This is a genomic window from Cupriavidus sp. WS (assembly GCF_000395345.1).
In the GTDB taxonomy this organism is placed as follows: Bacteria; Pseudomonadota; Gammaproteobacteria; order Burkholderiales; family Burkholderiaceae; genus Cupriavidus; species Cupriavidus basilensis_B.
The window spans coordinates 22384-45605 of sequence record NZ_AQPL01000030.1 but is presented as its reverse complement, the minus strand read 5'-3'; the positions used below and the strand labels follow the sequence as shown (position 1 = coordinate 45605).

The following is a 23222-nucleotide window of genomic DNA, read 5'->3' as shown; positions in this document are numbered from 1 at the left end:
GTCATGTTGATCGACTGGTTCACCGTCGGTGCGCAGGCACTCAACTTCGTCGTGCTGGTCTGGCTGCTCAAGCGCTTTCTCTACCAGCCCGTGCTCGACGCCATCGATGCCCGCGAGAGCCGCATCGCCGCGCAGATCGCCGATGCCGAGGCAAAGGATGCCGCCGCGCGCCAGCAGGGCGACGCCTTCCGGCGGAAAAACGAAGCCTTCGACCGTGAGCGCGCGGCGCTGGTGGCGCAGGCCACCGCCGAGGCCGACGCCCTGCGCCGGCAACTCATGGACGCGGCCCGGCAGGCCGCCGACGATCTCGGCGCCAAGCGCCAGGACGCGCTGCGCAACGAGGCCGGGCAACTGACGCGCTCGCTCGGCGAGCTGGCGCGGCGCGAGGTGTTCGCCATCGCGCGCCGCGCGCTGGAAGACCTGGCCTCGGCCAGCCTCGAGGAGCGCGTGGCGGCGGTCTTCGTGCGGCGCCTGCGCGCGCTCGACGAGCCGGCCCGGCGCGGCCTCGCCGCCGCGCTCGGGACGGCGCCGGCGCGCATCGCGGTGCGCAGCGCGTTCGACCTGCCGCAGGCGCAGCGCGCCGCCATCCGGGCCGCGCTCGACGAATGCCTGGGCGGCGGCATTGCGCCGGCCTTCGAGACCGCCCCGGAACTGGTGGGCGGCATCGAGCTGGTCGGCGGCGGCCAGAAGCTGGCGTGGAACGTCGACCATTACCTCGACGCGCTGGAACACGCCGCCGGCGAGCTGCTGAACGTGGACCGCGCGGCGGCGCAGGCCAGCCCGGCCACCCCGGCCGCCCCGGCGGCCCCCGCCCCGCAAGCCGCGGCGGGCCAGCCATGAGCGCCGCCCTGCCCGCTCCGCGGGCCGCCATCGAGCACGCGTTCTCGGCCATGCGCGAGGCGCGCGAGCGCTTCGCGCCGCCGCTGGACACGCAGGAAATCGGCACCGTCGTCAGCGTGGCGACCGGCGTCGCGCACGTCTCGGGCCTGCCCGGCGTCGGCTTCGACGAACTGGTGCGCTTCCCCGGCGACGTGTACGGCATCGCGTTCAACATCGACGAGGACGAAGTCGGCGTGGTGCTGCTCGACGACTACTGGCGGCTCGGCGCCGGCGACCAGGTCGAGCGCACCGGCCGCGTGATGGACGTGGCGGTCGGCGAGGCCCTGCTCGGGCGCGTGATCGACCCGCTCGGCCGGCCCCTCGACGGCCTCGGCCCGGTGGCGGCGCACGCGCGGCTGCCGATCGAGCGCGCCGCCGCGCCGATCCTCGAGCGCGCCCCCGTCACGGTGCCGCTGCAGACCGGCGTCAAGGTCATCGACGCGCTGATCCCGGTCGGGCGCGGGCAGCGCGAGCTGATCCTCGGCGACCGCCAGACCGGCAAGACCGCCATCGCCATCGACACCATCCTCAACCAGCGCGGGCGCGACGTGCTGTGCGTCTACTGCGCCATCGGCCAGCGCGCCTCCGCCGTGGCCAAGGCCGTGGCCACGCTGCGCGCCAACGGCGCGCTCGACTACACCGTGGTGGTCGTCACCGAAGGCGACCAGCCGCCCGGGCTGGCCTACATCGCGCCCTACGCCGCCACCAGCATCGCCGAGCATTTCATGGAAGCCGGGCGCGACGTGCTGGTCGTCTACGACGACCTCACCCAGCACGCCCGCGCCTACCGCGAGCTGTCGCTGCTGCTGCGCCGGCCGCCGGGCCGCGAGGCGTTCCCCGGCGACATCTTCTACATCCACTCGCGGCTGCTCGAGCGGGCCACCCATCTCGGCGCCGCGCGCGGCGGCGGCTCGCTCACCGCGCTGCCGATCATCGAGACCGAAGCGCAGGACATGTCGGCCTACATCCCGACCAACCTGATCTCGATCACCGACGGCCAGATCTACCTCTCGCCCACGCTGTTCGAGCTCGGCGTGCTGCCGGCGGTGGACGTCGGCAAGTCGGTGTCGCGCGTCGGCGGCAAGGCGCAGCACGGCAGCTTCCGCGCCGTGGCCGGCGACCTCAAGCTGGCCTACGCGCAGTTCGAGGAACTCGAGACGTTCTCCCGCTTCGGCGCCCGCCTCGACGACGACAGCCGCCAGGCCATCGCGCACGGCCAGCATATCCGCGCCTGCCTCATGCAGGCCGAGTCCGAGCCGGTTCCGGTGCCCGCCCAGGTCGCCATCCTCAGCGCGCTCAGCGCGGGCCTGTTCGACACCGTGCCGCTGGAGCGCATGGAAGCAGCCCAGCGCGCCGTGTGCGCGGCGGCGGCCGCCATCCCGGACGCCCTCGCCGCCCGCCTCGAGGCGCCAGGCAAGCCGGGCAAGGAAGACACGCAGGCGGTCGTCGCCATCGCGCGCGCGGCGCTGGCGCCGTTCCAGCCCGCGGCGGGCAGCGCCGCGCCGCCCGCCAGCCCCGGCACGACGCCATGAGCGACACCACCGCCACGCTGCGCCACCAGATCGACAGCGCCACCGAGCTGCAAGGCGTGGTGCGCACCATGCGCGCGCTGGCGGCATCGAGCATCAGCCAGTACGAGCAGTCCGTGCTCGCGCTGGCCGACTACCGGCGCGCGGTCACGCTGAGCCTGGGCGCGTGCCTGCGCCCGCTCGGCGCCGCGGTCTCCACGCTCCGGGAAGAAAAGGCCACCGCGGCGGACAGCCTCGGCGCCATCGTGTTCGGCTCCGACCAGGGGCTGGTGGGCCAGTTCAACGAGATCATCGCCGATTACGCGGTCGCGGCGCTGCGGGCCCTGCCCGGCAAGCGCACGGTATGGGCCGTCGGCGAGCGCGTGCGCGCGCGCCTCGAGGACGCCGGCGTGGCGGTGGCCGGCGCCTATGCGGTGCCCGGCTCGGTCGAGGCCATCGCCCGGCTGGTCGACCGCCTCCAGCTCGACACCGAAACGCAGCGGAGCCAGCCGGAGCAGGCCCGCATCCACGTGTTCTACAACCAGCCCCAGCCCGGCGCACAGTTCCGGCCGGTGGCGCAGCGCCTGCTGCCGCTCGACGCGCAATGGCTGGCCGCCCTGCTCGCGCAGCGCTGGCCCACGCGCAACCCGCCGCAGGTGATCGGCGACGGCACCGCGACGCTGCGCGCGCTGATCCGCGAGCATCTCTTTATCTCGCTGTTCAGCGCGTGCGCCGAATCGCTCGCCAGCGAGAACGCCAGCCGCCTGGCGGCGATGGAGCGCGCCGACAAGAACATCGACGAACTGCTGGACAGCCTGCGCAGCCGCTTCCACAGCGAACGGCAAAGCGCGATCGACGAGGAACTGTTCGACGTGACGGCCGGATATGAGGCGCTGTCGCAGGCGGGGACCGCCGACGGCGGGCTGTGAGTCGCGGCGGCTGCGCGTCGCGGCGCGAAGGCGGCCGCGGCCGGCCCGATCTCCGGCATCTGCCGGGACACCGCTGGCACCCAGCCGCGCGACGTGCCCGGCACCACGCGCCGCCCGCAGACTGTCTGCGCGCCGGTGGCCGCCGAGACCACGACGACTTACCGCCGGTGCATGAATGGACGTGTCCCGCATGCGGGACGACTCGCCACCGTGATGCAAACGCAGCTTTGGCCCCGAGACATGACGCCGTGAGTGCCAGGGCACCGACCTCGGCGAGACGGAAAGTCGGCAGCCGATACGATATCCTTGTACGGCGTGGTCGAGATCGTCATATCTGAGCTGCAGGCCACACCTGCCGCTGCAGCGGCTGCGAGGATCCGATTCGTCCAACTTTCGCGGCCCCGGAATGGAAGACAGCATCCCCCTGATCACCACGCTCGCCGCTGGCTTCAGCATCGCCCTGATCCTCGGGTTCCTTGCCGAGCGCATCAAGGTGCCGGCGCTGGTCGGCTATCTGGTGGCCGGTATCATCATCGGCCCCAGCACGCCCGGTTTCGTGGCCGATGCGCATCTGGCCTCCCAGCTCTCCGAGATAGGCGTCATGCTGCTGATGTTCGGCGTCGGCCTGCACTTCTCGGTCAACGACCTCCTGGCGGTCAAACGCATCGCCGTGCCTGGTGCCGTGGTGCAGATGGCATTGGCTACGGTGCTGGGCATGCTGGTGGCGCGGTGGTGGGGATGGAGCTGGGGCAGCAGTCTGATCTTCGGCCTGGCCCTGTCGTGCGCCAGTACCGTGGTGTTGCTCAAGGCCCTGGAAGCCCGTGGCGTGCTCGAAAGCATGAACGGCCGCATCGCGGTCGGCTGGCTGGTGGTCGAGGACCTGGCCACCGTGCTGGTGCTGGTCTTGCTGCCGCCGCTGGCCGGCGTCCTGGGCGGCACGGCGGGAGTGCCGGCAGCCGAATCGCAACCCTTGTGGATGACCATTGGGCAAACCCTGTTGCAGGTGTCGGCCTTCATTGCCCTGATGCTCATCGCCGGCCGCCGGGTGCTGCCCTGGCTGTTGTGGCAGATCTCGAAGACTGGCTCACGTGAATTGTTCACCCTGTCGACGATCACCGCGGCCATTGGCATCGCCTACGGTGCCGCCCAGCTGTTCAGCGTCTCATTCGCTCTGGGCGCGTTCTTTGCCGGGATGGTCATGCGGGAATCCGAGTTCAGCCACCGGGCGGCTCAGGAATCCCTGCCGCTGCGCGACGCTTTTTCCGTGCTCTTCTTTGTGTCGGTGGGCATGCTGTTCGAGCCGGCTATCGTGATGGCACAGCCGCTGCACGTGCTCGGCGTGGTGGCCATCATCATCGTCGGCAAATCCATTGGGGCACTGGCCCTCGTACTGGCTTTCCGCTACCCGCTCAACACCGCGCTGACGGTCTCCGCCAGCCTGGCGCAGATCGGCGAATTCTCGTTCATCCTGGCCGGGCTGGGGCTTTCCCTCGGCCTGCTGCCGGCCGAAGGCATGAGCCTGGTGCTGGCCGGCGCGCTCATTTCCATTGCCCTGAACCCCATGCTTTTCGCGGCCATCGAGCCGTTGCGCCGCTGGGTGCTCCGACGCTCGGAACTGGCTCGCCGCCTGGAGCGGCGAGGCGACCCCTACGCCGAACTGCCGGTGGACACCGAGCGCAAGTATCTGGAGGGGCAGGTCGTGCTGGTAGGGTATGGCCGGGTGGGCAAACGGATCGCCAGTGCACTGGATGAGCGCGGCATCCCCTATGTGGTGGCGGAACAGAACCGGGAACTGGTCGAGGATTTGCGCAAGAAGGGCATGGTGGCCGTGTCGGGCAACGCCACCGACCCCTCGGTACTGATTCAGGCCCACGTCGCCGACGCGGCCATGCTCGTGGTGGCCATGCCCGATTCGCTCAATGTCCGCCAGATAGCCGACACGGCGCGCGCACTCAATCCGAGAATCGAGATCGTCATGCGCACGCACAACGAGGACGAGTCACTGATGTTGCGCAAGGAAGGGATCGGAACGGTCTTCTTCGGCGAGGAGGAACTGGCCAAGAGCATGACTTGCCATGTACTCCAACGCTTCGCGCCGCGGTCGAATCATTCGGCTGCCTGGCATTGAGACGATCAAGACGGCACGAACGGCAATTGCCCCCTCTTTTGCGGCCCGCCATTGGCCGGACGCTACGTGGCAGGCGACGGCGCGCCAGCGTGGCCGCCGCCGCCGGAGATTCTCTCAGGCCACCGGCCCGGGCCGGACATTCTGGTTCAGGCGAAAGAAGTTGGCCGGGTCGTATTTGTTCTTGATCTCGACGAGCCTTTGGTAGTTCTCCCCATAGGCGGCCCGTACCCTGTCCTCTCCTTCCTCGCCCAGATTGTTCGCATAAACCCCGCCCGTCGAGAACGGCCGGATGGCGTCCCACGTTTCACGCGCCCACCGTACATTCGCTTCATCGTCTGCCGGATCGTCCCAGATCGAGATGGGGAAGCAGTCATAAAGCGCATCGCGGTTTACATAGGGTGTCTCCGTCCTCGGGACCCGGGCAATCGCGCCGCCGACGTGCTGCAAGACCAGCAGTGGCATGCCGCCACGCGCGTTCGCATAGGCATCGAGCAGCGTATCGATGGCCGCATCCGCGAGCTCGCGCAGGAACTGCGCCTTCCAGTAGTAGCGGCGCCCGCGGGGAAAGATGGCGTCGCCGGCACGCTGGATCTGCAGGTAAGGGATCGCCTCAAACCGGCACGCGGCCGGGACGCCATGGTCCCTGAGCGGCGCGAGCACTCGCTCGCCTTCCGTGACCGGTCCGGCATAGCATGCCGAGAGGCTCAGGAAGCGCTCGCCGGACGGCGTGGTCACGAGGGCGGCGTCGACGCTGAGTTCGTCCGGCGCCTGGCTCGCAAACGCATGGTAGAAGCGCAAGGCGTCCCGCGCGTGGTCGTAGCGATGCAGCACGGATCCGGTCAGAAGGATCGGCCCGACAGGATGAAGCCGGTACTCGAACGCCGTCACAATGCCGAAGTTCCCGCCGCCGCCGCGAAGGCCCCATAGCAGATCCGCGTTCTCGGTGGCACTGGCTCTCAGCATGCGGCCATCGGCCAGCACGATCTCGGCCGCGATCAGGTTATCGCATGCCAGGCCATGTTTGCGGCCTAGCCTGCCGAAGCCGCCGCCAAGCGTCAGCCCGGCGATGCCCGTATCGCTGTTGACCCCCATCGTCGTCGCCAGCCCGTGCGACTGGGTCGCGCTGTCGAATTCGCCCAGGCTCAGGCCCGCGCCCGCACGCGCAATGCGGCGTACCGGATCGATCTCGATCCGTTTCAGGCGCGCCAGATCGATCACGATGCCGTCGTCGCAGACGGACAAGCCGGCGACGTTATGGCCTCCGCTGCGCACGGCGACCAGATAGCCGCCTGCCCGGGCGAACGTCACGGCACGGCTGACATCGTCGGCATCGGCGCAATGGACGATCATCGCCGGCCGCTTGTCGATAGCGCCGTTCCAGACCTGGCGCGCCTTGTCATATCCGTCTTCTCCGCGCAGGATCGCTTCGCCGTTCAGGCTCTGGCGGAACCGTTCCATGCCCAGGCCGGCATGCTCCGGCCTGCTTCCGGCACTCCCGGAGATGAGATGCGTATCCATGCAGCCCCCTTTCCATGTCCGGCACAGCGGCCTGTGCGCCGCGGTTTCCAGTGACATGCTTGACGCAAGCGGGAAACGAAGCAAGCTCGAAGAACTCATCTGGCAGATGAGCTCCACTCATCTACACTCAGTTCATGCGCAAACTGCCACCGCTACGTTCGCTGCGCGCTTTCGAGGCCGCGGCCCGGCACAGGAGCTTCAAGGCCGCCGCCGCGGAACTCGGTGTGACGCCGACTGCCATTAGCCATCAAATCCGGTTGCTGGAGGAAACCTGCGGCCAGACGCTGTTCCAGCGGCGCCCCCGCCCGCTGGCCCTGACTGGCGCGGGCGCGCAGCTGTTCCCGGCGCTGCGCAACGGCTTCGATGCCCTGGCGAGCGCCGTGGCATCGATCGCGGCGGCCGACCACCAGCTCCCGCTGCGCGTGACGAGCTCGAACGCGTTCGCGAGCCGATGGCTGGTTCCCCGACTACCCGAGTGGCGTGCCTTGCACCCCGGGATCGCGCTGGAAATCATCGGCACCGATGCTGTCCTGGACTTGCGGGCGGGCGAGTCCGATATCGCGATCCGCTACGCGCGAACCTCGCCGTCCGATCATGCCGCGCAGGAGATCGGCCGGGACGCCTTCTTCCCCATCTGCCGGCCGGAACTGCTCGCCACGGATGGCCGGCCCGTTCAGTGCGCCGCAGATCTGCTGCGCTTTCCGCTGATCCATTTCGACTGGATGAACCGGGATCCGCACGCCCCCACGTGGCACAAATGGCTGGCTACCGCGGGCATGATCGACCCGATGATGACGCACCTCACCGTCAAGTGCGGCCTGAGCTTCCGCGAGGAACTGCATGCGATCGACGCAGTGGTTGCCGGACAGGGAATCGCAATATGCAGTGATGTCGTGATCGGCGATGAACTGCGCGCGGGGACCTTGGTCAAGGCGCATCCCCTTTCCTTGCCGGGCTATGGGTTCTACCTGGTGACGACCGCGCATCATCCGAGGCAGGCGTCCATCGACGCCTTCGCGGGCTGGATCCGGTCGACGGCGTTGAAGACCGAGTCGATGTAACGCCGATCCGCATTGCCGAAATCGTTATCTGACTGGAACGATAACGGTAACGCTCAAACCGGTTTGCCGTGCTTTGTCAGCGAAGTCGAGGCGAATTTCCGCGCCGATGCGATTGGTGATCGCCTGGACGATGGACAGTCCAAGTCCGGAACCGATCTGCTCGCTGCCCAGCGTACGGTAGAAGGGATCGAAAACCCGGTCCCGTTCAGCCAGGGGGATACCGGGTCCGTTGTCCTGGATATGCAAGTCGGCCTTCCCGTTCGATACCCCCAGGGAAAGGTCAACTCGCCCGCCCTCCGGCGTGTAGCGGATGGCGTTGTCGACCAGGTTCCTGACCACGGCGATCATGTCCAGTTCGCTCACCCATACTTCGGCGTCCTGCATGCCTTCCACACCGATGTCGATGTGCTTGGCCTCGGCCAGCGGCATGAGGTCCTCCAACACGCGGCGGTAGATACCCTGGACGGATACCGGTGACTTCGGCGTGTCAGTGGCGGACTGCGCCCTGGCCAGGGTCAGGAGCTGATCCAGCAGGCCCCGGCCGCGCTCGATCCCCTGGCGTAGCACCGACAGCCGTTCGCGTGCTCGCTCCGACATCTCCGTGTCCGCCAATCGCTCTGCCTGCAGCGACAAGGCGGTCAGCGGGGAGCGCAGCTCGTGCGCGGCATCGGCCACGAAGCGGCGCTGAGACGCCATGGACTGGCCGACACGGGCAAGCAGGCGATTGATCGCCACGGCAAACGGGCGCACCTCGACTGGAAGGTGGCGGTCTTCGACGGGGTGCAGCTCCCGCTCGGCGCGCTGGTCGATTTCCCTGGAGAGCGTGGCAATGGGCCGGAACATCTTGCGCACCAGATCGGCGACGATCAGCAGCAGAACTGGAACGAGAATCAGGAAAGGCATCACGGTGCGCAGCGCGCCATCGCGGGCGATTTCATTGCGAAAGCCCGCTTCCTGGGCCACGGCGATGCGTTCGTTGGCGGCCGTGGTCTTGACCAGCACGCGGAATGTCTCGCCGCCGACCTCCAGCGTATGCAATCCATCGGACAGCGTGGCCGGCAGCGGGAGTGTTCCTCCAGCATCCACGCCGGCCGGAGAGGGCCTGGCCTCGCCCAGGCGCTGGACGATCACGCGCGATTCTTCATCCGCATCGTTAGGGCGAGCGTCGGCAATCGGAGTGGCCGGTGACAGGCGCTGCCGATCCATGAGCTGCGCCACCTGGCGCAGAACGTCATCCTGTAGCTCGTGCGCTTCGTCGAAGGCGGACAGGAACGAGAAGACGCCGGCCACCATGGCCACGACAAGGATGGCCAGCGACAGGATGAAGGACAGCTTCAGTTGAATCGATTCGTTCAGGCGCCTTTCGAGACCATCCATCCGACCCCCCTGACGTTCTTGATGACCTCGCCGCCGAGCTTGCGCCGCAGCGCGTGGATCAGATATTCGACCGCGTTGCTTTCGACCTCTTCCCCCCAGCCGTAGATCCGGTCCTCCAGTTCGCTGCGCGAGAGGATCGCTCCCGGCCGAACCAGCAGGGCTTGCAGCAGCGAGAACTCGCGGTTGGACAATTGCTGCGGGGAACCGCCGTTGACGCTGGCTTCCCTGGTGGCCGGATCGAGGGACACCACGCCGTTGCCGAAAACAGGCGCCGCCGTGCCGCCTTTGCGCCGCAGGACGGCGCGCATCCGCGCCAGCAGCTCCGCCATCTGGAAAGGCTTGGAGACGTAGTCGTCGGCCCCGCCGTCCAGGCCGCGCAGGCGATCATCCAGGCCATCGCGTGCCGTGATGATGAGCAGGGAAATCGGATTGTCCCTGGCTCGGATGCTGGTCAGCACCGCCAGCCCATCCTTGCCGGGCAGGCCCAGATCGAGCAGCACCAGGTCGTAGTGCTGGCTTCCCAGTGTCGCGAGCGCCGTCTGTCCGTCTTTGACCCAGTCAGCCGCATAGGACGCATCCTTCAATGCGCCCTGAATCGCTTCGCCGATCATGGGGTCGTCTTCGACCAGCAATACCCGCATCCCCCCCTCCTTTCAAGCGATGTGCAATGCGCCGCCCTGGCCGCCCGCTGCCTGAACAGCAGGATTGCCGTCAGCATGAAGGCCAGCAGCGCGGCCGACGCCGAATGTACCCGATTCCCAGCGAACGATCCGCAAATCGGCCAGGGTCGTGCCGACCCTGGCGGTGGCGATGATGGTGCGCCAGTAGAGGAAGGGATGGAAGCCCTTGGCCCTGGCCTGCGCGATCACGGCGGCCAGGAAGATCGCCGCGAAGATGCCCGTGCCGACCAGGTGCCCAGGTTCATGGACGTCGAAACGGCATCGCCGCCGGTTTCGCCGAGCGTGGTGGCGGCAATCTTGATAAGCCAGAAGCCCAGCGTGACTTCGGGGACTTTGGCCAGCGCGTGTTCAGTGCGTGCATGGGGCGCGCTCGCGGGTCAGGCTTTGCCTTCGAGCGTGTCCAAGGTTTTCAGCAGGGCGCCCAGCGCTGCCTTGCAGTCGGGCTGGCTTGGCGTATCGGCGCGCAGCGCCGCAAGCGACTTGTCGATGGCCTTGTCGAGCACATGCCAGTCTTCGGCTGCTCGCGGTTTCAAACCGGCCTCGGCCGAATCCCAGGAGACTTCCAGATCCTTGATGCGGGTCCTGGCCGCGGGTAGATCCCCCTTGTCAACGATGGCGGCCACATCGGCGGCGATGCCGCGGAAGGCCGACAGGTCGCCCAGTCTGGAGGCCGTCTTGCCCTGCGGTGCCGGGGCAGTCCGGGCCGGCGTGGCAGGTGCTGCGCCGGCGTGACTCTGATCGGCTGGCTTGGAACAACCGGCCGCCAAGGCCAGGAGCACGGCTGCCGACACGGCGGCCACAGGACGAACGATCGAGTGCTGCATGGTCATGATTTCTCCTTGAGCTTGGGAAGGGGGTTAAAAGGGAGTTAAAGGGGGTTACTCGGCGGCTTGCGCGGCGCCGCTTCCGTTCATGCCGATCTGTGCAAGAGCCACAAGCATGACGATCACCGAAAGGAACAGGACACTGGTCCACATGGCCCCCATGCCGAGGCCGCCGTAGGTCTTGGCCTGCGTCAGCAGGTCGCCGAGCGCCGCGCCGAAGGGACGGGTCAGGATGTATCCAATCCAGAAGGTCAGCACGGCATTGCCTCCCATGCGCCAGGCGGTGTAGGTGATGCCGATCAGCGCGCCGAACGCGACGGCGCCCCAGGTGAAGCCCAGGCCCAGTGCCTCGGTCGCCAGATCGCCGGCGGCGGTGCCCAGAGCAAACGTGCAGAGGATGGCGGCCCAATAGAACAATTCGCGGCGGCGCGTCACGATGTCGTGGATGGACAGGGTGCGCTCGACCCGATACCAGACGAGGAAGATCGCGGCAAGCGTCACCGCGAAGGCCGAAGTACTGACGTACAGGCTGACGCCCAGGCCATCGGTCAGCAGGTCGGTGATCTGGGTACCGACCACGCTGACCAATACCACCGTCAGCCAGTAAATCCACGGGGTATGGCGGCGGGTACGCAACTGCGTGAACAAGGCGGCCGCCAGCAAGGCGGCCATGACCGCGCGGGTCATGCCCTGGCCCCAGCCCGCGTCGACCGCCAGGAAATCGGCGCCCGTCTCCCCCACCGTGGTGGACATGATCTTGATGATCCAGAACGACAGCGCGACTTCCGGAACTTTGTTGAGCCAGCCCGTGGAACTGGCCGTGGGCAAGTTGTTCATGGTGTTATTCCGCCGAGGTGAAATGGGTTGCCATCAGTCTGGCCAGGCTGACTTAGCCCTGCCATAGGCTCACCATCGGCTCACCCGCGAACCCATCCCGGCGCGGTCGGCCCGCCGCGACTCGGACAGGCCAGTTGGCCGACGAACGGCTGCTGCGTCCCCGGAAACCGTCGCCGCCCCGGCGCCTCGGCGTTCGTCTCCTTCGGGTCGAGCGGAGGCCATATGACGATGAAGACCGGCCGTTCCAAACGCTGGCGGAACGACTTCGCCGGCTGGAAGGTGGGTCATCGCCACGGCACGGAAGGAGCGCCGCCGCCGGCGAGCGCGGACGCAACGCCGGACCGCACAGCGGAACGCGCCGTTGGCGCGCGGTCCGGCGCCCCCTAGACTTTCCACACCGCCGCCCGCATGGCCCGACTTCCGGCACGTCATGGGCGACGGCCAGGAAGCCGTCTCCATGCACCTGCACGCATCACCATTCGATCTTCAAGGCCGCGCCGCCTTCATCTCCGGCGCTTCGAGCGGCATCGGCCTGCACACCGCGCGCATGCTTGCCGAAGCGGGGGCGGCGGTGGCGCTGGCGGCACGGCGCACCGACCGGCTCGAAGCCGTCGCCGCCGAGTTGCGCTCGGCGGGACACAGGGCATGCGCCGTGGCACTGGACGTGACCGACGCCACGGCCATCGCGCCCGCATGGCGGGCGGCCGAGGCGGCGCTGGACCAGCCCATCGACATCCTCGTCAACAACGCGGGCGTCATTCACGTGGCGCGCTTCGTCGAGCAATCGCCCGAGGCCATCTCGCGTGTCTTCGACACCAACCTGAAGGGGGCCTATCTGATGGCCCAGGAAGCGGCACGCCACATGGTGGCGCGCGGGCGGGGCAGCATCATCAATATCGCTTCATCCTCGGGGCTGCGCGCCGGCGGCCAGATGTCGAGCTACGGCGCATCGAAAGCCGGGCTCATTCACCTGACGCAGATCATGGCGCTGGAACTGGCCGGCAAGGGGGTGCGCGTCAACGCGATCGCCCCGGGCAACATCGAAACGGACATGCACGCCGAGTTCGCCGGGCGCGGCATCGAGGAGGGAATTCTCCGGCGGATTCCCATGCGCCGGTTCGGCAAGCCGTCGGACCTCGACGGCGCGATGCTGCTGCTGGCGTCCGATGCCGGCCGGTACATGGCCGGGGCGGTCATTCCCGTCGACGGCGGCCAGGTGCTTAGCTGGATGTAGCAACGCCTTTCGCATCAAACCAGAACCAGAACCAGAACTATCAGGAGACAACCATGCATCACAGAACGCGCACGGCGCTGGCCGGCGTGCTGGGCAGCGCTTTGCTTTCGCTCGCCCCGCTTTGCATCGCGGCGCAGGACTATCCCTCCAAGCCGGTCAAGATCGTGGCGCCATACGCGGCCGGCGGCGCGATCGACATCGTCGCCCGCACGCTGGCGCAGCCGCTCGGCCAGGCGCTGGGCCAGCCGTTCGTGGTCGACAACAGGACCGGCGCGGCCGGCAATCTTGGCGTGGATGTCGTGGCCAAGGCGCCGGCCGACGGCTACACGCTGACCGTGGCGCTGAGCTCGAACCTCATGATCAACCAGTTTCTGTACACGAAGCTGCCCTACCAGCCGGAGAAGGACCTCAAGCTCGTCGCCAAGGTCGCGGAGGCGCCGCTGGTGCTGGTCGTGACGTCCGGCATCCACGTCGGCAACCTGGCGGACCTGCGCAAGTACGTGCAGTCGCACAAGGGCAAGATGTCGTACGGCTCCTGGGGCGTCGGCACGATTTCCCATCTGAGCGCCAGCCGCCTCAACGACCTGCTCGGCGGCGACATGGCGCACGTTGCCTATCGCGGCGAATCGCCCATGATCAACGATCTGGTCGCCGGCAACATCCAGGTGTCCTTTGTCACGGGCGCGCAGGCGCCCCAGTTCATCGCCGCGGGGCGGCTCAAGCCGATCGGCGTGACCGGGCCGGCGCGGCTGGCCGCATTGCCCGACGTCCCCACGTTGACCGAGACCGGCATCGACGACGCGCTGCTGCGCGCGGTGGGCTGGGTCGGCGTGGCCGTGCCCGCCGGCACGCCGGCGCCGGTGGTGGACCGCCTGGCGCTGGAACTCGACAAGGCATTGCGCAAGCCCGACGTGCAGAAGCGCATCCGCGACCTGGGGTGGGCGCCCAGCTTCCAGGGCCCCGTCGACGTGGCGGCCACCTACCGGCGCGAAGCCCCGGTATGGAAGCAGGTCGTCCGTGAATCCGGCGCCAGGCTCGATTGACCGAATCGATTCACCCCGAGGAACACCCACGCCATGAGCACAGACCGCACCGCCGTCCGCGAAATGAATAGCTGGTTCTTCGACACCTACCTGCCCGACTGGGTGCGGATGGGGGCCGACACGGACCACGATCCCGAGGCCATCCTGAAATACTGGGGCGCGCCGCTGCACGCCGCTTCGGTCAACATGACCCGATGCCTGCACACCGGAGACCAGGTCATCGGGCTGCTGCGGGCCAACCAGGCCCCCCTGCAGGCCGAGCGGTACACCCATACCGTCGTGCTGGACCGCGCCGTCAAAGGCTACAACCACAACGCCGGATCGATCGACGTGATCTGGTCGCGGCGGCGCGCCGACGAGAGCGAGATCGAACGCCGCGCCGTGCATTTCGGCATCCACCGCACGGACAAGGGCTGGCGCGTGGTGTCCGTCGCCAGCGCGCTGACCGATCGCACGTCGCTCGCCGACATCTGGGAAACCGTCTGACGGAGCAACGACATGACCGCATCCACCCAATCCACCGGCGAACCGCTGATCCGCCATGCCATGCGCGACGGCGTGGCGATCGTCACGCTGAATCGCCCCCCGCAGAACCGCCTGACCCGGACGCTGTATGCCGAGCTCGAGGCCGCCATCCGTCATGGCGTGCGCGCCGGCGCGCGCGCCATGCTGTTCCGCAGCGAACTCGACGACTTTTGCCTGGGCGGCGATTTCCGCGAATGGCCTCACCTTGAAACGCACAGTGCCAGGCGCGAGCGCTTCGGCTATTCGAACGGCATTCTCAATGCCATCGAATCGTTGCCGATTCCCACGATCTGCGAGGTCAACGGCCGCGCCTATGGCGGCGGCTTCGAGCTTGCGCTGCATACCGACCTGATCTTCGCCGCCGAATCGACGCGGTTCCGCTTCACCGAAGCCACGCTGGGGGTTTCGCCTCTGGCGGGCGGCATCCAGCGCATAGCGGAGCGCTGCGGCCGCGGCGTGGCGGCGCGCCTGGTGATGCTGTCCGAGGAAATCACCGCGGCCGAGGCGCTCTCGCTGAACATCGTCGCCAAGGTCGTGCCCGACGGTGCGCTGGCCGAAACCGCCATGCGGCATGCCATGCAGCTGGCCGCCGGTCCCACGCGCGCGCATGCCGTGACCAAGTCGGTGCTCGGCGCCTGGTCCGCGGGCGGCGTGCGGGCCGCGGACGAAGTGATGATCGAGCAGGTTTCCGTGCTGCTGGCCACCGACGACGTGCAACGCGGCGTGCAGTCGGCCATCGCGGCCATCGAAGCCGGCCTGCCCCGGCCGGAAGTCCCGTTCCACGGACAATGAAAGGCAACGACATGATGCAACCCGAAGAACACTACATCCCGGCCGAAGGCGGAATCGAACTGCATGCCTGGGTCTTCCGGCCGGCCCAGCACGACGGGCCCGCTCCCGCCATCACGATGGCGCATGGCTTCTCCGGCCTGAAATACCGCGGACTCCGCGAGTATGCCGAGCGCTTCGCGGCCGCGGGCTTCGCGGTGCTCGTCCACGATCATCGCAATTTCGGCCTGAGCGGCGGCGCGGTGCGCGGCGACATCGACCCGTGGCAGCAGATTGCCGACTGGCGGCGCGCCATCGGCTACCTGGCATCGCTCGACGGCATCGACGCGAAGCGGATCGGCATCTGGGGCACGAGCTACGCCGGCGGCCACGCTGTGGTGCTGGGCGCCACCGATGCGCGGATTCGCGCGGTCGTGGCGCAGGTGCCGATCGTCAGCGGCTACGAGCAAAGCCTGCGCCGCGTGGCGCCCGACGCGCGCGCGGCCCAGCAGGCGCTGTTCGACGACGACGAACGGGCGCAGTTGCGCGGCGAGCCGCCGACGATGCAGCGCGTCGTCAGCCTGGACCCGGCGGTGCGCGCGGTCTACCGGTCGAAGGACATGATGGACTACCACAACGCCTACGACATTCCCGACGGCGTCGAACCCAGCGAATACGTGACGTTGCGCTCGTCCCGGCTGTCGCAGCTCTACGAACCCGGCCACTGGATTCCGCGCATCGGGCCGAAGCCTTTGCTGATGGTCGTCGCCGAACACGACGTCGTCACGCCGACCGACCTGGCGCTGGCAGCTTACGAGCGGGCCGTGGAGCCCAAGCGGCTGCGCCTCATCGCCGGCGGCCACTTCGACGCATACCGGAAGTCGTTCGAGGCTTCCAGCTCGGCGGCGCTGCAGTGGTATCTGGAACATCTGATGCCGGAGGTGAGAGCATGACGCAGGGCATCGTGGTGCTCGTGCACGGCTATCTCGACGGCCCGGGCGTCTGGAGCCGCCTGATCGGCCGGTTCGCGCCGCAGGGCTGGAAGATTGTCCCGGTGGCATTGCGCTCCGGCGCGGCCGGGGCCGGGGCCGGGCCGGACCGTCAACTCGAAGGCTATGCCGCGGACGTGGTGCGTCAGATCGGGGAAATCACAGCGGACGCGTCGGTGCCGGTGGTCGTGGTTGGCCACAGCATGGGCGCCCAGGTGGCGGAACTGGCCGCGCTGCAACTGGGCGACCGACTCGCCGGCCTTGCCCTGATTACCGCCGCACCGCTGGCCGGCTATCCGCTGCCGCCGGCTGTCATGGCACGGTTCGCCGCACGGGCCGGGCTGACGGACCGTGAGGCCATCGGCGCGGGCAAGCGCGGGCTGGCGGTGGAGCTCGATGCCGATGCGCTGGACATCCTCGTCGATGGCACCGTGGCGACACGGCGGGAGGATGCGCTGGCCCAACTGCAGGCATGGACCGGCGGCCACCCCGCCGGCCGGACGCCATCGGCTTTGCCCTGCCCCGTCCTCTGCGTGGCGACCGACGACACGTTCTTTACCGAAGACATCATCGCGGCCACGGCCACGCGCTTCAGCGATGCGAGCCTCGAGAAGGTGCCGCGTGCCGGCCATTGGCCGCAGCTTGAGCAACCGGAGGCGCTTGCGGAAGTGCTGAGACGCTTCCTTGCATGCCGTACCAGAGGCGATACACTTCGTTGACGCGCTGCCGCGCACGAGCGTGGGCAAGTACGACAAGCGCGCGATGCGGGAACGCTGCCAGCGGAAAGGGGAGACGCCGTGAAAAAAGCATCGGGCAAGGCAGAAACTCCGAGCGTGCTTGCGGCGCGCGCGGCGGCATCCGAAGCGCCGGACAACGCGGGCGCCGTGGCGTCGATCATCGCCGAGGGACCGGACCGGAATTTCGTCGAGGCACTGGCGCGGGGCCTGCGCATCCTGCAGGCGTTCCATTCCAGCGAGGAGCGGCTCAGCAACCTCGAAATCGCCCACCGCTGCGGTTTGCCCAAGTCCACCGTCACGCGCCTGACCTATACGCTGACGACACTCGGCTTTCTCCATCACATCGCGGATCTCGGGCGCTATCGCATTGGCCTCGCCACGCTGACACTGGCTCATGTGGCGCACGCGCGGCTGGACCTGCGCGCGGCCAGCGACGCGGCGCTTCAGGCGCTGGCCGACAGTACCCACACCATGATTTCCCTTGGCATACGCGATGACCTGTCGGTGCTCTATATCGATTGCCGTCGCAGCCAGTCGACCGCCGTCACGCTGAACCTCGACGTCGGCAGCCGGCTGGCGCTTGGGACAACCGCCGTGGGCCGGGCGCACATCGCGATCATGGGCGCGGCGGAACGGCGCTCCGTCATGCAGCGGCTCCAGGCACTGGGGGAAGCGCAGTGGCCAGCCATCGAGCAAGGTATTGCACGCGCGTTCTCGGAACTGTCGGAAATCGGCTGCGTCACGTCGTTCGGCGAATGGAACAAGGAGATCAACGGCATCGCGGTGCCACTCAGGCTCGGTGCCGAACTGCCGCCAGTGGTCATCAATGCCGCAGCGCCATCGCGAACCATGTCCGCCGGGCATTTCATCTCCGACGTCCGTCCGCGGCTGATCGCCACGGCCCGCATGATCGAGAACCGCTATCAGCGTCACTGATGACGATCCGCCCGCAATTGGGCTTTTTCCGGACACCAAGACTTCGTCCGGCCGGCCATATCGGTTCGCGCCGCGGAGAAGTCACCGCTCGGGCTGACCAGAAATGAACGCCACCGCCTGCCCCTCCCTGCCTGCCCCTCCCTTTCAGGGCTGCTTTACCTTGACGATCACCTTTCCCTTCGATCGCCCATTCTCGACATAGGCCAACGCATCTGCCGTGGAGTCCAGCGAATACACTCGATCAATGACTGGCTTGATTGCGCCGGAGTCGATCAACGAGCCAATCTCGCGCAATTGATCTCCGCTGGCACGCATGAACACGAACGAGTAGCTGATGCCCTGCTGCTTGGCCTTCTTTCTGATCCGATAGCTCAGAAGGCGGATCACCTGCTTCAACGGCCAAGATAAGCCTTGCTCCACCGCGAACTCCGGGCTGGGAGGGCCGGATATGGAGATGAGTTTTCCGCCGGGCTTCAGCACGCGCAGCGACTTCCCAAGCACGTCGTTGCCAAGGCTGTTCAGAACGACATCGTAGCCATGCAAGGCATCTTCGAAGTGCTGTTTCCTGTAGTCGATGACAATATCCGCGCCCAAGGCTTTCACCCAGTCGATGTTGCTCGTGCTGGTGGTCGTGGCCACGAAAGCGCCGAAATGCTTGGCGAGCTGAATGGCGATCGTTCCCACGCCACCGGAACCGGCGTGGATCAGCACCTTCTGCCCCCTTTTCAATTTCGCGGTTTCGACCAGAACCTGCCAGGCGGTCAGGCCGACCAGAGGAATGGAGGCCGCTTCCTCCATGCTGAGGTTGCTGGGCTTCAACGCCAGCGCACTTTCCTTTACCGCAATAAGTTCGGCGAACGTGCCAATGCGATCCTGGTCCGGACGCGCATAAACCTCGTCGCCTGGCTTGAATCCCCGCACATTGGCCCCGACACGGACGACGACGCCAGCCACGTCATTTCCGAGAACCAGGGGCAAGCGATACGGCAGGATCAGCTTGAACTCGCCTTTCCGGATCTTTGAATCCAGGACGTTGACGCTTGCCGCATGGATCTGCACCAGAACATCATCCGTCCGCACTTCAGGTTCGGCCACCTGGCCGATCCGCCCACCGCCTTTGCTGCCGTAACGATCAATGATGAAGGCTTTCATGACTTCTTCCCGATGAATGGAAACGCCGATGCGAGTACGGCCTCCACCAGAACGGCCGCCCGGATTCCGGTGCCCGCATGACCTGTGATCCGCCCGGCATCCAATGCACGAATGCCCGCTCGAACGACAGAGGGCGTCTGCATCATGAGGGCCTTCAGTTGGGGAGTCACTCTTTGCCGCGCGACACTTGCGAGGCCTGTATCCGTCAGCCCCGGGCAAAGCGATGTCACCGTCACGCCATCACGCTTGAACTCCCGGTGAGGTGCCTCACCAAGCCGAAGAACATACGCCCGCAACGATTGCGCCAACGCTGCAAGCCGGTCCAAACGGCGGGCAACGAGTACCAGCTGGTGGCCAAGCTGCGCATATTGCTTGGCGAACGCTTCACCGAAGCCGGTGGATGCGCCGGAGATGAGCACCCATGTGCCGTTATCTGGTTTCATTGGACTGGCCTATTCACAATAAGAGATGCATTTGTTCGGCACCTCAGGAAACCGTCCGATAACGTTCTGCGGCATGTGCCTGCCTGATACCCGAAAGCAGGGCCTGCCGAGCGGCGTCAAGGCGCTCCCAGCGTTCGGCATCGTGCAGCGGCGGGATGGTCACGAGTTCGCGGCGATCGAAGCCGGCCAGTGCGGCATCGACCAGCTCGCTCACTTCCATGACTTCGGGCAGCGTGTTGACGTCAATGCCCGCGCGTTCCCATATCTCGGTGCGGGTGGCCGCGGGAAGCACGGCCTGGATATAGACGCCCTTGGGCAAGAGTTCCAGGCTCAACCCTTGCGAGAGGAACAGCACGAAGGCTTTCGTCGCGCCATAGATCGACATTCCGAATTCCGGCGCCAGGCCGACGACCGAACCGATGTTGACGATTGCGCCCTCACCAGCCTGCGCCAGCCGTGGGGCAATGGCGCCGGCAAGCCGTGCCAGGGCCGTCGTGTTGAGCGTGACAAGCCGATCAATGCTGTCTGCTGTTTGCGCAAGGAAGCCGCCCGATTGGGCGGCTCCGGCATTGTTGATGAGGACACCAATTCGGGCGTCGCTGCGCAGGCGCGCTTCGACCGCCTGCAGGTCATCGGCCCGGGTCAAGTCGGCCTGGAGCGCCTCGACGGCGACGCCGTTTTCCTGGCGCAAACGGGCGGCCAGCGCATCCAGTCTGGCCTTGTCGCGTGCGACAAGGACGAGATCGTGGCCACGACGCGCGAAGCGTTCGGCATAGGTTGCACCAATGCCGCTGGAGGCGCCGGTGATAAGGACCGTGGAGCGAATGGACATGGGCTTGTTCTCTGAATTTCAGTGTTTGCGAGGCCGTGCCGAAGCACGGCCCCTTCGGCTTTACTGGGCGCTTGTTCCGGCCAGCGCCGGGTAGTCGGTGTATCCCGCCGCGCCCCCGCCGTAGAGCGTGGCCGGGTTGAAGGCAGCCAGCGGCGCACCGGCCTTCAGTCGTTCCACCAGATCGGGGTTGGCGATGAACGGACGGCCGAAGGCGAACAGATCTGCCTTGCCTTCGTCGAGGCGCGAGGTGGCCAGTTCCAGGTCATAGCCGTTGTTGGCGATGTAGGTGTTCTTGAAACGCCGGCGCAGCGCATCGTAGTCGAACGGCGCCACATCGCGCGGGCCGCCGGTCGCGCCCTCGACCACATGCAGATAGACGATGCCCAAGGCATTGAGCTGGTCGGCGATGTAATCGAACTGTGGCTGCGGATCGCTGCTGGAGATGCCGTTGGCCGGCGAAACCGGCGAGATGCGTACGCCCGTGCGCCCTGCGCCGATCTCGGCCACCACGGCAGCGGTGACTTCCAGCAGTAGCCGTGCGCGGTTTTCGATGGAACCACCGTAGGCATCGGTGCGGACATTGGCCCCGTCCTTGATGAACTGTTCCAGCAGATAACCGTTGGCGCCATGAATCTCCACGCCATCGAAACCTGCGGCGATGGCATTGGCTGCGGCCTGGCGGAAATCGTTGACGATCCCCGGCAACTCATCGAGCGCCAGCGCCCTCGGCTCGGAAACGTCCACGAAGCTGTTGTTGGCGAAGGTCTTGGTTTCGGCGCGAATGGCCGACGGTGCTACCGGCGCAGCGCCGTTCGCCTGCAGGTCGACGTGCGAGACGCGGCCGACATGCCAGAGTTGCAGGAAGATTCGCCCGCCCTTCGTATGCACGGCATCAGTAACCTTGCGCCAGCCGTCGATCTGCGACTGCGTGTAGATGCCGGGCGTGTCCTGGTAGCCCTGTCCTTGCTGCGAGATCTGCGTGGCCTCGGAGATCAGCAGGCCCGCCGATGCACGCTGGCTGTAATAGGTCGCGGCAAGTTCACTCGGTATGAAGCCTGCACCGGCACGATTGCGCGTCAACGGTGCCAGCACAATCCGGTTGGAAAGCGTCAACGGGCCGAGGGTGTAGGGATCGAACAACGTCTTGCCACTCATGCTTTTTCCTCCAGAAACTGGATTGCATGCTTCAGGAAACGCTCGGGATACTGGTATTGCGCGCCATGCCCGGCATCGGGATAGATCAGCAACTGAGCGTTGGGAATGTGTTGGACCAGATGCCAGGAATTGATTGAGGCGATCATGATGTCGTTGGTGCCGTTGAGCACCAGGGTCGGCTGTTTGATCGCATTCAAATAGGCATAGGGGTTCTCGCCCGACAGCGGTGCGAAATAAGCCGCGTGTGCCTGGGCCTGCGCTTGTGCAACCGCCGCCGAACTGGGTGGGTCCTGGTCAGCACGGAGATGGCGCCGTTCCCAGAAGGCCAGCCCGGCCTTCTTCGCCGCATCGGAGCGGCCGAAGAACAGGTAGAGGAAGTCTTCGGCGGTCGGCACGGGATTCGGTGCGATTTCCAGCACCTTGGGTGCCATCGTCGGATCGCCGCCACGCAGGCCGGTGCCGAGCAACAGCAGCTTGCGTACCAGTTCTGGATGGCGCAGCGCGACCTCCTGCGCCTGCATGCCGCCAATCGAGAAGCCGAGCACATCGACCTGCAACAGGCCCAGCGCCCGGATCACCAGGGCAATGTCGTCGGCCAGGTCTTCGATCCGGCTGCGCGGCGTGCCTGTCGAGGAGGCGATGCCGCGGCCGTTGAACAGGATGACTTCCCGGCCTTCGGCCAGGCCGTCGGTCAGCAGCGGGTCCCAGTGATCCAGGCCGCCACGGAAATGCTGGACGAAGAACAGCGGTGGCTGGCCGCTGGCGGCGTTGCCCCAGCGGCGGTAGGCAAACCGGTCGCCATCGGCTTCGATGAAGCGCGTCGGCGCGGTCAAGTGGGTATCGGTCATGGCATCGGCTCATCAAGTCAACGGAACTCAATGATGATGACCATCATCATAACCGTCAAGAACTTTGATGATGATCGTAATCAATGTAGTATCCAGACTTTGGATGAAGAAAAAGGCGTGCTGGCATGAAAGTCACCAAGACACAGGCGCAGGAGAACCGGACGCGCATCGTCGAGACGGCTTCCGAATTGTTCCGCGAGCACGGCTATGACGGTGTGGGCGTTGCGGACTTGATGGCGGCCGCCGGCTTCACCCACGGCGGGTTCTACAAGCACTTCGGCTCCAAAGCCGACCTGATGGCGGAGGCATCGGCCTGCGGCATGTCGCAGACTGTTGCCCTGACAGGTACGGTGGACGTCCCCGGGTTCGTCCGGCAATACCTTTCCCGCGAACACCGCGATGCTCGCGCCACCGGCTGCACGCTAGCGGCACTGGGCGGTGACGCCGCGCGTCAGCCCGAGGCAGTCAAGGCCACGTTCGCGGCCGGAATTGAAGGTCTGCTGGCGGTACTGGAGCGCGAAGACACGGAACTGGACGCGGCCGATCGGCGAAAGGCACGCGCGAGGAGGATCGACACGCTTGCCCATTTGATCGGGGCGGTCGTGCTGTCGCGTGCGTGTCCCGACGACTCCCCGCTGGCGGACGAAATCCTGGAGGTCTGTCGCGCCGCACTTCTCGCACCACACATGAACTAGGCGTTTTCGGTCTTGAAAACACCGATGCGGCAAGGCGCCGCCAGTGGACATTGAAGCCGGGCGCGGCGCGGCGGCGCGCGGCACCTCGGTCACGAAGATCGGTCTCGCGCGCTCGTCTACTGAG

23 protein-coding genes and 1 pseudogene are annotated in these 23222 nt (G+C 66.8%); 13 read left to right on the top strand and 11 right to left on the bottom strand.

Features of this window, described 5'->3' with window-relative positions; genetic code table 11:
* Positions 1–3 precede the first annotated feature (3 nt).
* The 4 genes from K206_RS0103110 to ybaL all read left to right on the top strand — a co-directional run bounded on the left by K206_RS0103110 (position 4) and on the right by ybaL (position 5444).
* Positions 4–840, top strand: a complete 837-nt coding sequence (locus K206_RS0103110) for a hypothetical protein (protein WP_020200946.1) — start codon at positions 4–6, stop codon at positions 838–840.
* Positions 837–2411, top strand: coding sequence for an alternate F1F0 ATPase, F1 subunit alpha (locus K206_RS0103105; RefSeq protein WP_020200945.1), 1575 nt, complete (start codon positions 837–839; stop codon positions 2409–2411). Before K206_RS0103110 ends, K206_RS0103105 begins: the two co-directional genes overlap by 4 nt.
* The gene (locus K206_RS0103100; RefSeq protein ID WP_020200944.1) at positions 2408–3316 is read left to right on the top strand and encodes a F0F1 ATP synthase subunit gamma; all 909 of its coding nucleotides are present in this window, start codon (positions 2408–2410) and stop codon (positions 3314–3316) included. The genes K206_RS0103105 and K206_RS0103100 overlap by 4 nt, the downstream gene beginning before the upstream one ends.
* A gap of 406 nt (positions 3317–3722) precedes the next feature.
* Entirely contained in the window at positions 3723–5444 is a 1722-nt protein-coding gene (gene ybaL / locus K206_RS0103095; RefSeq protein WP_020200943.1) for a YbaL family putative K(+) efflux transporter, read from the top strand.
* A gap of 114 nt (positions 5445–5558) precedes the next feature.
* Here ybaL and K206_RS0103090 read toward each other — a convergent pair whose 3' ends face one another.
* A complete protein-coding gene (locus K206_RS0103090; RefSeq protein WP_020200942.1) occupies positions 5559–6962 on the bottom strand; it encodes an FAD-binding oxidoreductase in 1404 nt (467 codons plus the stop codon).
* Positions 6963–7096: 134 nt separating this feature from the next.
* Here K206_RS0103090 and K206_RS0103085 point away from each other — a divergent pair, with 134 nt between their 5' ends.
* A complete protein-coding gene (locus K206_RS0103085) occupies positions 7097–8023 on the top strand; it encodes a LysR substrate-binding domain-containing protein (RefSeq protein ID WP_020200941.1) in 927 nt (308 codons plus the stop codon).
* Positions 8024–8047: 24 nt separating this feature from the next.
* Here the strand turns inward: K206_RS0103085 and K206_RS0103080 are convergent, their stop codons facing one another.
* The 5 genes and pseudogenes from K206_RS0103080 to K206_RS0103065 form a co-directional block, all read right to left on the bottom strand.
* On the bottom strand, positions 8048–9400 hold the full coding sequence (locus tag K206_RS0103080; RefSeq protein ID WP_020200940.1) for an ATP-binding protein: 1353 nt from the start codon (positions 9398–9400) through the stop codon (positions 8048–8050).
* Entirely contained in the window at positions 9376–10041 is a 666-nt protein-coding gene (locus tag K206_RS0103075) for a response regulator transcription factor (RefSeq protein WP_020200939.1), read from the bottom strand. Before K206_RS0103075 ends, K206_RS0103080 begins: the two co-directional genes overlap by 25 nt.
* Positions 10042–10088: 47 nt before the next feature.
* A pseudogene (locus K206_RS41325) lies at positions 10089–10421 on the bottom strand (hypothetical protein); the annotation flags it as partial.
* A gap of 36 nt (positions 10422–10457) precedes the next feature.
* Complete coding sequence (locus K206_RS0103070; protein ID WP_020200938.1) at positions 10458–10910, bottom strand: hypothetical protein; 453 nt, start codon at positions 10908–10910, stop codon at positions 10458–10460.
* 48 nt (positions 10911–10958) lie between these two features.
* Entirely contained in the window at positions 10959–11741 is a 783-nt protein-coding gene (locus K206_RS0103065; RefSeq protein WP_020200937.1) for a membrane protein, read from the bottom strand.
* A 430-nt stretch (positions 11742–12171) separates the two neighbouring features.
* Between K206_RS0103065 and K206_RS0103060 the strand changes: the two genes are divergently transcribed.
* The 7 genes from K206_RS0103060 to K206_RS0103030 all read left to right on the top strand — a co-directional run bounded on the left by K206_RS0103060 (position 12172) and on the right by K206_RS0103030 (position 17973).
* A complete protein-coding gene (locus tag K206_RS0103060) occupies positions 12172–12975 on the top strand; it encodes an SDR family NAD(P)-dependent oxidoreductase (protein ID WP_020200936.1) in 804 nt (267 codons plus the stop codon).
* A gap of 53 nt (positions 12976–13028) precedes the next feature.
* On the top strand, positions 13029–14018 hold the full coding sequence (locus K206_RS0103055) for a tripartite tricarboxylate transporter substrate binding protein (RefSeq protein WP_020200935.1): 990 nt from the start codon (positions 13029–13031) through the stop codon (positions 14016–14018).
* Between the two features lie 33 nt (positions 14019–14051).
* Positions 14052–14504, top strand: coding sequence for a hypothetical protein (locus K206_RS0103050; protein ID WP_020200934.1), 453 nt, complete (start codon positions 14052–14054; stop codon positions 14502–14504).
* 12 nt (positions 14505–14516) lie between these two features.
* Positions 14517–15335: an enoyl-CoA hydratase/isomerase family protein gene (locus tag K206_RS0103045; RefSeq protein ID WP_020200933.1), complete on the top strand. Its 819-nt coding sequence runs from the start codon at positions 14517–14519 to the stop codon at positions 15333–15335.
* A gap of 11 nt (positions 15336–15346) precedes the next feature.
* Positions 15347–16264, top strand: coding sequence for an alpha/beta hydrolase (locus tag K206_RS0103040; protein WP_029043174.1), 918 nt, complete (start codon positions 15347–15349; stop codon positions 16262–16264).
* Positions 16261–17019: an alpha/beta fold hydrolase gene (locus K206_RS0103035; RefSeq protein WP_020200931.1), complete on the top strand. Its 759-nt coding sequence runs from the start codon at positions 16261–16263 to the stop codon at positions 17017–17019. The genes K206_RS0103040 and K206_RS0103035 overlap by 4 nt, the downstream gene beginning before the upstream one ends.
* 78 nt (positions 17020–17097) lie before the next feature.
* A complete protein-coding gene (locus K206_RS0103030; protein ID WP_231401538.1) occupies positions 17098–17973 on the top strand; it encodes an IclR family transcriptional regulator in 876 nt (291 codons plus the stop codon).
* Positions 17974–18117: 144 nt separating this feature from the next.
* On the opposite strand, the gene K206_RS0103025 is transcribed toward K206_RS0103030, so the two are convergent.
* Genes K206_RS0103025 through K206_RS0103010 form a run of 5 tightly spaced genes read right to left on the bottom strand, consistent with a single transcriptional unit; the run spans position 18118 to position 22403 of the window.
* Complete coding sequence (locus K206_RS0103025) at positions 18118–19125, bottom strand: NADP-dependent oxidoreductase (RefSeq protein WP_020200929.1); 1008 nt, start codon at positions 19123–19125, stop codon at positions 18118–18120.
* Positions 19122–19568, bottom strand: coding sequence for an SDR family NAD(P)-dependent oxidoreductase (locus tag K206_RS41320; protein WP_081651304.1), 447 nt, complete (start codon positions 19566–19568; stop codon positions 19122–19124). The genes K206_RS0103025 and K206_RS41320 overlap by 4 nt, the downstream gene beginning before the upstream one ends.
* 43 nt (positions 19569–19611) lie before the next feature.
* Positions 19612–20400 carry an SDR family oxidoreductase gene (locus K206_RS0103020; protein WP_020200928.1) on the bottom strand — a complete coding sequence of 263 codons (789 nt, stop codon included), beginning with the start codon at positions 20398–20400 and terminating at the stop codon, positions 19612–19614.
* A gap of 60 nt (positions 20401–20460) precedes the next feature.
* Positions 20461–21555: an alkene reductase gene (locus tag K206_RS0103015; protein WP_020200927.1), complete on the bottom strand. Its 1095-nt coding sequence runs from the start codon at positions 21553–21555 to the stop codon at positions 20461–20463.
* On the bottom strand, positions 21552–22403 hold the full coding sequence (locus K206_RS0103010; RefSeq protein ID WP_020200926.1) for an alpha/beta fold hydrolase: 852 nt from the start codon (positions 22401–22403) through the stop codon (positions 21552–21554). Before K206_RS0103010 ends, K206_RS0103015 begins: the two co-directional genes overlap by 4 nt.
* 125 nt (positions 22404–22528) lie before the next feature.
* On the opposite strand from K206_RS0103010, the gene K206_RS0103005 reads away from it, so the two are divergent.
* Positions 22529–23098 carry a TetR/AcrR family transcriptional regulator gene (locus tag K206_RS0103005; RefSeq protein ID WP_020200925.1) on the top strand — a complete coding sequence of 190 codons (570 nt, stop codon included), beginning with the start codon at positions 22529–22531 and terminating at the stop codon, positions 23096–23098.
* Positions 23099–23222 lie beyond the last annotated feature (124 nt).

Bases quoted from the DNA above. Each gene is read 5' to 3' on its own strand.
- K206_RS0103110 (WP_020200946.1), top strand. From the start codon at position 4: ATGTTGATCGACTGGTTCACCGTCGGTGCGCAGGCACTCAACTTCGTC.
- K206_RS0103105 (WP_020200945.1), top strand. From the start codon at position 837: ATGAGCGCCGCCCTGCCCGCTCCGCGGGCCGCCATCGAGCACGCGTTC.
- K206_RS0103100 (WP_020200944.1), top strand. From the start codon at position 2,408: ATGAGCGACACCACCGCCACGCTGCGCCACCAGATCGACAGCGCCACC.
- ybaL (WP_020200943.1), top strand. From the start codon at position 3,723: ATGGAAGACAGCATCCCCCTGATCACCACGCTCGCCGCTGGCTTCAGC.
- K206_RS0103090 (WP_020200942.1), bottom strand. From the start codon at position 6,962: ATGGATACGCATCTCATCTCCGGGAGTGCCGGAAGCAGGCCGGAGCAT.
- K206_RS0103085 (WP_020200941.1), top strand. From the start codon at position 7,097: ATGCGCAAACTGCCACCGCTACGTTCGCTGCGCGCTTTCGAGGCCGCG.
- K206_RS0103080 (WP_020200940.1), bottom strand. From the start codon at position 9,400: ATGGATGGTCTCGAAAGGCGCCTGAACGAATCGATTCAACTGAAGCTG.
- K206_RS0103075 (WP_020200939.1), bottom strand. From the start codon at position 10,041: ATGCGGGTATTGCTGGTCGAAGACGACCCCATGATCGGCGAAGCGATT.
- K206_RS0103070 (WP_020200938.1), bottom strand. From the start codon at position 10,910: ATGACCATGCAGCACTCGATCGTTCGTCCTGTGGCCGCCGTGTCGGCA.
- K206_RS0103065 (WP_020200937.1), bottom strand. From the start codon at position 11,741: ATGAACAACTTGCCCACGGCCAGTTCCACGGGCTGGCTCAACAAAGTT.
- K206_RS0103060 (WP_020200936.1), top strand. From the start codon at position 12,172: ATGGGCGACGGCCAGGAAGCCGTCTCCATGCACCTGCACGCATCACCA.
- K206_RS0103055 (WP_020200935.1), top strand. From the start codon at position 13,029: ATGCATCACAGAACGCGCACGGCGCTGGCCGGCGTGCTGGGCAGCGCT.
- K206_RS0103050 (WP_020200934.1), top strand. From the start codon at position 14,052: ATGAGCACAGACCGCACCGCCGTCCGCGAAATGAATAGCTGGTTCTTC.
- K206_RS0103045 (WP_020200933.1), top strand. From the start codon at position 14,517: ATGACCGCATCCACCCAATCCACCGGCGAACCGCTGATCCGCCATGCC.
- K206_RS0103040 (WP_029043174.1), top strand. From the start codon at position 15,347: ATGATGCAACCCGAAGAACACTACATCCCGGCCGAAGGCGGAATCGAA.
- K206_RS0103035 (WP_020200931.1), top strand. From the start codon at position 16,261: ATGACGCAGGGCATCGTGGTGCTCGTGCACGGCTATCTCGACGGCCCG.
- K206_RS0103025 (WP_020200929.1), bottom strand. From the start codon at position 19,125: ATGAAAGCCTTCATCATTGATCGTTACGGCAGCAAAGGCGGTGGGCGG.
- K206_RS41320 (WP_081651304.1), bottom strand. From the start codon at position 19,568: ATGAAACCAGATAACGGCACATGGGTGCTCATCTCCGGCGCATCCACC.
- K206_RS0103020 (WP_020200928.1), bottom strand. From the start codon at position 20,400: ATGTCCATTCGCTCCACGGTCCTTATCACCGGCGCCTCCAGCGGCATT.
- K206_RS0103015 (WP_020200927.1), bottom strand. From the start codon at position 21,555: ATGAGTGGCAAGACGTTGTTCGATCCCTACACCCTCGGCCCGTTGACG.
- K206_RS0103010 (WP_020200926.1), bottom strand. From the start codon at position 22,403: ATGACCGATACCCACTTGACCGCGCCGACGCGCTTCATCGAAGCCGAT.
- K206_RS0103005 (WP_020200925.1), top strand. From the start codon at position 22,529: ATGAAAGTCACCAAGACACAGGCGCAGGAGAACCGGACGCGCATCGTC.